This window comes from Kitasatospora sp. NPDC057198, assembly GCF_042670125.1.
Taxonomy (GTDB): domain Bacteria; phylum Actinomycetota; class Actinomycetes; order Streptomycetales; family Streptomycetaceae; genus Kitasatospora.
In genome coordinates, this window is record NZ_JBHUWH010000040.1 from 22,664 (window position 1) to 29,886 (window position 7,223).

Below are 7,223 nucleotides of genomic sequence, written 5' to 3' on the forward strand. Positions count from 1 at the left end.
AACGCGATCCGCACGAAGCGATCGCACCACGTGGACCGCACCACGTGAACCGCAGGACGTGATCCGCCCCGGGAGGGGGTTCCCTCCCGGGGCGGATCCCTGTGCGCGCGGGGGCGCTACCCCTGCTTCTTCCGCCGCCGGAACGGCTTGGCCAGGGCGGCCCGGACCGCCGCCACCCGTTCGGCCGTGCGCTCCCGGCGGGCCGCGGCGCGGTCCTGGGCGCGCCACCACAGGCGCACCGCGGAGGCGGGCAGCAGCAGCGCGCGCAGCCGCCGGACGCGGGTGGCGCGGACCATCAGCGCCTCCCGGGCGGTGCGGACGTCGGCGTCCAGCTGCGGGGGCGCGTCGGATTCCCGGGCGTACATGACGCGCTCGGTGGCGAGGGCCACCCGGCCCGCCGCGGCCGCCGAGTCCGGGTCGAGGCGGACGTCCTCGGCCAGCCGGCGCACCGCGTTGCGCGGGGTGCGGGCCTCGTCCGGGGGGATGCCCAGGTCCCAGGCGGAGTCCACGAGTTCGGCCCAGGCGGCGAGCACCTGCTCGTCGGTGAGCCGCGGCCCGCCGGTGCCGGGCCGACGGCGGCCGGTGCCGAGGCGGCGCCGGCGCAGCCTGGAGCGCCAGACCATCGGGAAGGACAGCACCGCCAGCACCACCAGGACGCCCAGCACGGTCACCAGGGCCGGCCAGGTCCGCCACCAGGGCGTCTCGACGACCTGGTGCTCGACCACGGCCTGCTCGTCGCCGCAGTCGCCCAGCCGGTGCTGCTGCGGGGGGCAGCTGCTGGAGGCGGACGGCTGGGCGGAGGGCTGCTCGCTCGGCGCGGCGCTGCTGGGCGCGGTGCTGGGCGCGCTGCTGGGCGCGGTCTGCTGCAGGGAGTACAGCGGGGTGGTGCCCCGGTTCGGGGTGGGCTCGAAGCGCATCCAGCCGAAGCCGTTGAAGTACAGCTCGGGCCAGGCGTGGTAGTTGGAGCTGCGCACCACCCGGTTGCCGCCGCTGCCGCTGCCCGGGGTGAAGCCGATCGCGACCCGGGCGGGGATGCCCAGCGAGCGGGACATCGCGGCCATGGTGGCGGCGAAGTGGACGCAGAAGCCCTCCTTGTCCTGGAGGAACTTGGCGATGGCGTCCGGCCCGGTACGCGAGTCGATCTTGGTGTTGTAGGTGAAGCCGCCGCTGGTGAAGTACTGCTGCAGGGCGACGGCCCGGTCGTACGGGGTGTTCTTGCCCCGGGTGACGTCCTTGGCGGTGTCGGCGACCACCGACGGCAGGTTGGACGGCAGCTCCAGGTAGCGCCCGGTGATGTCGGCGGGCGCGGGCCCGGCGTTGCGCAGCTGGGCCGCGGTGGCGTTGACGGACACCGAGCCGACCGAGTAGCTGAGCCCCTTGCTCTTCTGGCCGTTGGTGCCGCTGACGGTCCGCCCGACCGGGTCGAAGCGCCAGTTCGCGGTGGACGGCAGTTCCACCCAGGACATCGGGTAGGGCATCGGGAGCCAGGCGGTGCTCAGCTGGTCGGAGATGGTGATGTTGGTGCGGACCGAGGTGGTCGGCAGGTTCGGCATCAGGCCCTCGGGGCCCGGCACGGTGGTCGGCATCGGCTGCAGGTCCTGCTCGCCGGTCAGCCACTCCTGGCCGTTGAACTCGCTGAGCTCGGCGATCCGCAGGTAGAGCTGGTCGGCCTCGGGCGAGTCGGTGGAGAAGGTCAGCAGCTCGGTGTCGTCGCTGGAGCGCAGGTTGGCGGTGAGCGCGACGACCAGGTTGAGCGAGCGGACGCCGTCCTTGCCGTCCCCGGTGCCGCCGCCGGCCTGGTCGCTGTGGCTGCCCAGGTCGCCGAACATCCCGCTGCCGACCGCCGGGACGAACACCGGCAGCAGGACGGCGGCGGTCAGCGCGATCACGCCGATCCGGCGGCCGCCGTTGGACAGCGCCACCGCGGAGCGGCCGGTGCCGTGGAAGACCCGGCCCCAGCGGGTCAGCCGGTCCTGGCCCTCGGTGTACAGCAGGGCCAGGTAGCCCGCCGCCGCGAACAGGAACCACAGCCACATGCCGCCCGGCGACTCGGCCAGGCCGCCGGCCACCGAGTACAGGGCGAGCAGCGGCAGGCCCGCGGCCGCGGCCCGGCGGTAGGTGACCGCCAGCGCGTCGACCAGCACGGCCACCAAGGCCACCGAGCCGACCACGATCAGCCGCAGGCCGTCGGTGGCCGGGGCGGGGATCGCGTAATCCTGGACGTCGGTGCCGCCCTGGCTCAGCAGCGAGGAGATCCGGTCCACCGCGTCCGGTCCGGGCAGCAGGCCGAAGGCCATCGAGGACTGCACGGTGGTGAGCATCAGCACGTACAGCACCACGACCAGCTGCAGCGGCGTCACCAGGGCCCGGGGCAGCGGCAGGGCGCGCAGCCCGGCCCCGGCCCCGGCCGCGACGGCGACCATCAGCAGCCCGTGCGGGGCCAGCGCGAAGGAGTCCTGGAACAGCGGGGACAGGCAGAGCGCGGCCAGGGCGGTGGCCAGGGCCGCGCAGAGCGTCAACTTGGCCCGGGTGGTCAAGCGCCGACCTCGTCTCGGTAGGGAACGGTGGTGTTCTGGGTGCGGTCCGCGGCCCGCCACAGCGCGGGCAGCGAGTCGCCGGCCCGCACCGGCAGCACGGTCCAGCCGGACTCGCGCAGCCTGGTGACCCGGGCCCCGAACGGTTCGTCCGGGGCGTTCGGCATCAGGTGCCGCAGGCCCGACCAGGTGCCGGTGTCCAGCAGCAGCACGACGGCGCCGCCGGTGCGCCGGCGCAGCCGGGCCAGCCGGTCCACCTGCTCCTCGTCGAGGTCGCCGACGACGGCCACCAGCAGGCCCTCGCCGCCCAGACGCAGCACCTCCTCGGCGCGCGCCAGGGTGCCGCCGTCGGAGTGCTCGACCACGGCCAGCGCGTCCAGCAGCATGCCGACGGACTCGGCGGCGCCGGCGCCGTCGCCGCTCGTGCCGGCGCCGGGCACCGAGAAGCCGGTGTCGGTGAGCAGCCGGGTGCGGTAGCCGCGCTGCACCAGGTCGACCGCGACCGAGGCGGCGCAGGACACCCCCCACTCGAACGAGGACGCCGGGCCGGAGCCGCGGTGCGCGGTCTGCCGGGTGTCCAGCAGCACGGTGGCGCGGGCCTGCAGCGGCTGCTCCTCCCGGCGGACCATCAGCTCGCCGTAGCGGGCGGTGGACTTCCAGTGCACCCGGCGCAGGTCGTCGCCGTGCCGGTACTCGCGCGGGATGACGTCGTCGTCGCCGGCCAGCGCCAGGGTGTGGCTGTTGGAGTCGCCCTGCCCGGTGGACTCGCCGGGCAGCCGCACCGGCGGGAGGTTCTGGACCTGCGGGACGACGGTCAGCACGTCGGCGGCGCTGAACGCGCGGGTCAGCTCGCACATCCCGAACGGGTCGGACAGCCGCAGCTGCAGCGGGCCCAGCGGGTAGCGGCCGCGCAGGTCCGAGCGGACCCGGTAGGACACCTCGCGGAAGCCGCGCGGCTCGACCCGGTCCAGCACGAAGCGCGGGCGCGGGCCCAGCACGTACGGGACCTTGTCCTCCAGCAGCAGCAGGCCGGTGGGCACCCGGGAGACGTTGTCCAGCCGCAGGTGCACCCGGGCCTCCTGGCCGGCCGCGGCCCGGTGCGGGCTGAGCCGGCGGCCGGAGGCCACCCGGTAGCGGGTGCGCACCAGCATCCCGGCGGCCGCCAGCGGGAGCACCGCCAGCAGCACGCCGACCTGGAACAGCGCGGCCTGGCCGAACACGAACGCGCACAGCGCGGCGGTCACACCGGCCGCGAGGAAGGAGCGCCCCCGGGTGGTGAGTCCGCGCAGCGCGGCGCGGACCCCGGCGGCGCGGGCGGGGCGTGCCACCTCAGCGGCCCTGCGGGCGCGGGATCGGCAGTCGGGCCACCAGGTCGAGCACGACCTGCTCGACCGTGCGGCGGCTCAGCTGGGTCTCCGAGGTCGGCAGCAGGCGGTGCGCCAGCACCGGGGCGGCGAGCACCTGGATGTCGTCCGGGAGCACGTAGTCGCGGCCCTCCAGGGCGGCGTGCGCGCGGGCCGCCCGGACGAGGTGCAGGGTGGCCCGGGGGGAGGCGCCGAGCCGCAGCTCGGGGCTGGTGCGGGTGGCGGCGACCAGGTCGACGGCGTAGCGGCGGACCGGGTCGGCGACGTAGACGGTCTTCACCAGGTCGATCAGCTTGAGCAGGTCGGAGGCGTGCGCGACCGGCTGCAGGTCGTCCAGCGGGTTGGCCGCGGAGTGCAGGTCGAGCATCGCGAACTCGGCCTCGGCGCTGGGGTAGCCGATCGAGATCCGGGCCATGAAGCGGTCGCGCTGGGCCTCGGGCAGGGCGTAGGTGCCCTCCATCTCCACCGGGTTCTGGGTGGCGATCACCATGAACGGCGAGGGCAGCTCGTGGGTGGTGCCGTCGATGGTGACCTGGCGCTCCTCCATCGACTCCAGCAGCGCGGACTGGGTCTTCGGCGAGGCCCGGTTGATCTCGTCGCCGACCACGATCTGCGCGAAGATCGCGCCCGGCCGGAACTCGAAGTCGCGCTGGTGCTGGTCGAACACGTTGGTGCCGGTCACGTCGGACGGCAGCAGGTCGGGCGTGAACTGGATCCGGCGCACCGTGCAGTCCACCGAGCGGGCAAGCGTCTTGGCGAGCATGGTCTTGCCGACGCCCGGCACGTCCTCCAGCAGCAGGTGGCCCTCGGCGAGGAGCACCGTCAGGGCGATCCGGACCGCCTCCGGCTTGCCCTCGATCACGCTTTCCACGGACTTCCGGACCCGGTCGACCACCGCCGCCAGCTCCGCCATCCCGGCTGATTCCCGCCGGTCGTAGCGGCCCGGCTCCGGCTGCTCCGTGCCCTGTCCGTTGATGGTCGTCACCCGTACGCTCCCATGTTGCACAGTCGCCGGGCGGCTGGTTCGAGCCCGGCCCACCCCGAATACCTGGCGCATTCTTCCCTGTCCCACGGCCAGAAGTCACCCGCCCGGTCGACACGCGAAGGCTGTCCCGGTTTGGGACGGGCCACGGGCCCCGGCGGTTCGCCGCGGAGCGGGGAATCCCGCGGAGCGGACGGCCGCCGCCCGCCGTCCGGAGCCGTTCGGACGGCTTCGCCCCGGTTCGCCCGGCGCGCCCGCCCCGCCCCCGCGCCCCGCCCCCGGCCGGCCCCCGCACCCCCGCGGTGCCCCCGCCCAGCGGCCCGACCTGCGCGAACCGGTACGGCCGCCCGGGTGGTGCGCCGGAGCGGAGCGTTGACTGGCGGAGCGCGGGCGATAGGCTGCAGGCGCAGTGGAGCACGGCGGACGGCGCCCGGCAACCGGGCGGTGCGGCCGCTCTCCGCGCCGGGCCGACCCGCCCGTACGCAGCCCGCGGCCTCCTCCCGCTCCGTGCCCACCTGGCGCACCTTCCCCGGTGCCGGGCGGTCGCTCCTTCCCCCGAGCGAGCGGGCGGGGACCACGGGCGGCGTGCGGCCCCGCCCGCCCGGTGCGCGAGAATGGCCCGGCCACACCGCACCTGAGGAAGGGCCCCGCCCCCGTATGAGTACCGACAGCCCCGCCCCCCGGCACATCCCGGTGATGCTGGAGCGCTGCCTGGACGCCCTCGCCCCGGCGATCTCGGCGCCCGGCGCCGTCGTGGTGGACGCCACCCTGGGCCTGGGCGGCCACAGCGAGGCCCTGCTGACCCGCTTCCCGGACGTCCGCCTGATCGCCGTCGACCGCGACCCGCGGGCCCTGGAGCTCTCCGCCCGGCGGCTCGCCCCGTTCGGCGACCGGGCCACCCTGGTGCACGCCGTGTACGACGAGATCCCGCGCGTCCTGGACGAGTTGGGCGTCCCCGAGGTGCACGGCGTGCTGTTCGACCTCGGCGTCTCCTCGATGCAATTGGACGAGGCCGACCGCGGCTTCGCCTACGCCCAGGACGCCCCGCTGGACATGCGGATGGACCAGACCCGCGGCATCTCCGCCGCCGAGGTCCTCAACACCTACAGCCACGGCGACCTGGCCCGGATCCTCAAGGTCTACGGCGAGGAGCGGTTCGCCGGGAAGATCGCCTCCGCGGTGCTGCGCGAGCGCGAGCGGGAACCGTTCACCACCAGTGCTCGTCTTGTGGAGTTGGTGCGCAACGCCATCCCGGCGGCCACCCGGCGCACCGGCGGCAACCCGGCCAAGCGGACCTTCCAGGCGCTGCGGATCGAGGTCAACGGCGAGCTGGAGGTGCTGGACCGGGCGATCCCCGGGGCGCTGGACGCCCTCGCGGTGGGCGGCCGGATCGTGGTGATGTCCTACCAGTCGCTGGAGGACCGCCTGGTCAAGCAGTACCTCCAGGCCGGGGCCACCTCCACCGCCCCGCCGGGCCTGCCGATCGTCCCCGAGGAGCTCCAGCCCTGGCTGAAACTCCTCACCCGCGGAGCCGAACTGGCCACCGAGGAGGAGATCGAGGAGAACCGGCGCGCCGCGCCCGTGCGGCTGCGCGTGGCGGAGAGGATCAGACGGACCCGGAGGTAGCCAGCCGCCGGGAACAGCGGAGCGAAGGGGAGTGGAGCGGTGCCGGTGGCCGGCGAGCGGACCAGGGGGAGCGTTCCCGGGCAGGGGGGCAGGGCGCGGATCACCGTCCGCCCCGGAGCGCGCTCGATGCGGGGGCGCACCCCGTTCGCGGTGCTGGTGGTCGCCCTGCTGTCGGCCGGGCTGCTCGGGCTGCTGATGCTCAACACCGCCCTCAACGAAGGCTCGTTCACGCTCTCCCGGCTCAAGAAGCAGACCACCGAGGCCACCGACCAGCAGCAGACCCTCCAGCAGCAGATCGCCCAGCAGTCCGCGCCCGACGCGCTGGAGCGGCGGGCCCGCGAACTCGGCATGGTTCCCGGCGGCGACCCGGCCTTCCTCAACCCGGACGGCACGGTGAACGGCACCGCCAAGCCCGCCCAGGACAAGCCGCCGGTGCCGCGCCCCAGCACCGCCGCCCCCTCCGCCGCCGGCTCTCCCGACCCCGCCGCGTCCGGCTCCGCCTCGCCCTCGCCCGGCGCGAGCCCCGCCGACCCCGGCATCGACCTCGCCCCGGCCCCGCCGCCCGGTGCCCAGCCCGGTGCCCAGGCCGGCCCCTCCGGCAGCCCGTCCGCCGGGGCGCAGCGGTGAGCCGCCCGCCCGGCGACGCCCCCCGTCCGCGCCGCACCCCGCCCGCCGGCACCGGCCGCTCCGGTTCCGGCCGCCCCGGCCGCCCCGCCG

General features: G+C 75.5%; 5 protein-coding genes. 2 read left to right on the forward strand and 3 right to left on the reverse strand.

Annotation, left to right across the window (positions count from 1 at the left end):
- Positions 1–116: 116 nt before the first annotated feature.
- Genes ACFUEL_RS07495 through ACFUEL_RS07505 form a run of 3 tightly spaced genes read right to left on the reverse strand, consistent with a single transcriptional unit; the run spans position 117 to position 4,811 of the window.
- Positions 117–2,537 carry a transglutaminaseTgpA domain-containing protein gene (locus tag ACFUEL_RS07495; RefSeq protein WP_380235103.1) on the reverse strand — a complete coding sequence of 807 codons (2,421 nt, stop codon included), beginning with the start codon at positions 2,535–2,537 and terminating at the stop codon, positions 117–119.
- Positions 2,534–3,862 carry a DUF58 domain-containing protein gene (locus ACFUEL_RS07500; RefSeq protein ID WP_380235104.1) on the reverse strand — a complete coding sequence of 443 codons (1,329 nt, stop codon included), beginning with the start codon at positions 3,860–3,862 and terminating at the stop codon, positions 2,534–2,536. The genes ACFUEL_RS07495 and ACFUEL_RS07500 overlap by 4 nt, the downstream gene beginning before the upstream one ends.
- Before the next feature lies 1 nt (position 3,863).
- A complete protein-coding gene (locus tag ACFUEL_RS07505; protein WP_380235108.1) occupies positions 3,864–4,811 on the reverse strand; it encodes an AAA family ATPase in 948 nt (315 codons plus the stop codon).
- Between the two features lie 726 nt (positions 4,812–5,537).
- On the opposite strand from ACFUEL_RS07505, the gene rsmH reads away from it, so the two are divergent.
- Complete coding sequence (gene rsmH, locus ACFUEL_RS07510) at positions 5,538–6,506, forward strand: 16S rRNA (cytosine(1402)-N(4))-methyltransferase RsmH (protein ID WP_380235105.1); 969 nt, start codon at positions 5,538–5,540, stop codon at positions 6,504–6,506.
- A gap of 126 nt (positions 6,507–6,632) precedes the next feature.
- Entirely contained in the window at positions 6,633–7,133 is a 501-nt protein-coding gene (locus ACFUEL_RS07515; protein ID WP_380235106.1) for a cell division protein FtsL, read from the forward strand.
- The last annotated feature ends 90 nt before the right edge of the window (positions 7,134–7,223 follow it).

What these genes read in the sequence shown, in the direction of transcription:
- ACFUEL_RS07505 (WP_380235108.1), bottom strand. Translation starts at nt 4,811, where the DNA reads ATGGCGGAGCTGGCGGCGGTGGTCGACCGGGTCCGGAAGTCCGTGGAA.
- rsmH (WP_380235105.1), top strand. Translation starts at nt 5,538, where the DNA reads ATGAGTACCGACAGCCCCGCCCCCCGGCACATCCCGGTGATGCTGGAG.
- ACFUEL_RS07515 (WP_380235106.1), top strand. Translation starts at nt 6,633, where the DNA reads ATGCGGGGGCGCACCCCGTTCGCGGTGCTGGTGGTCGCCCTGCTGTCG.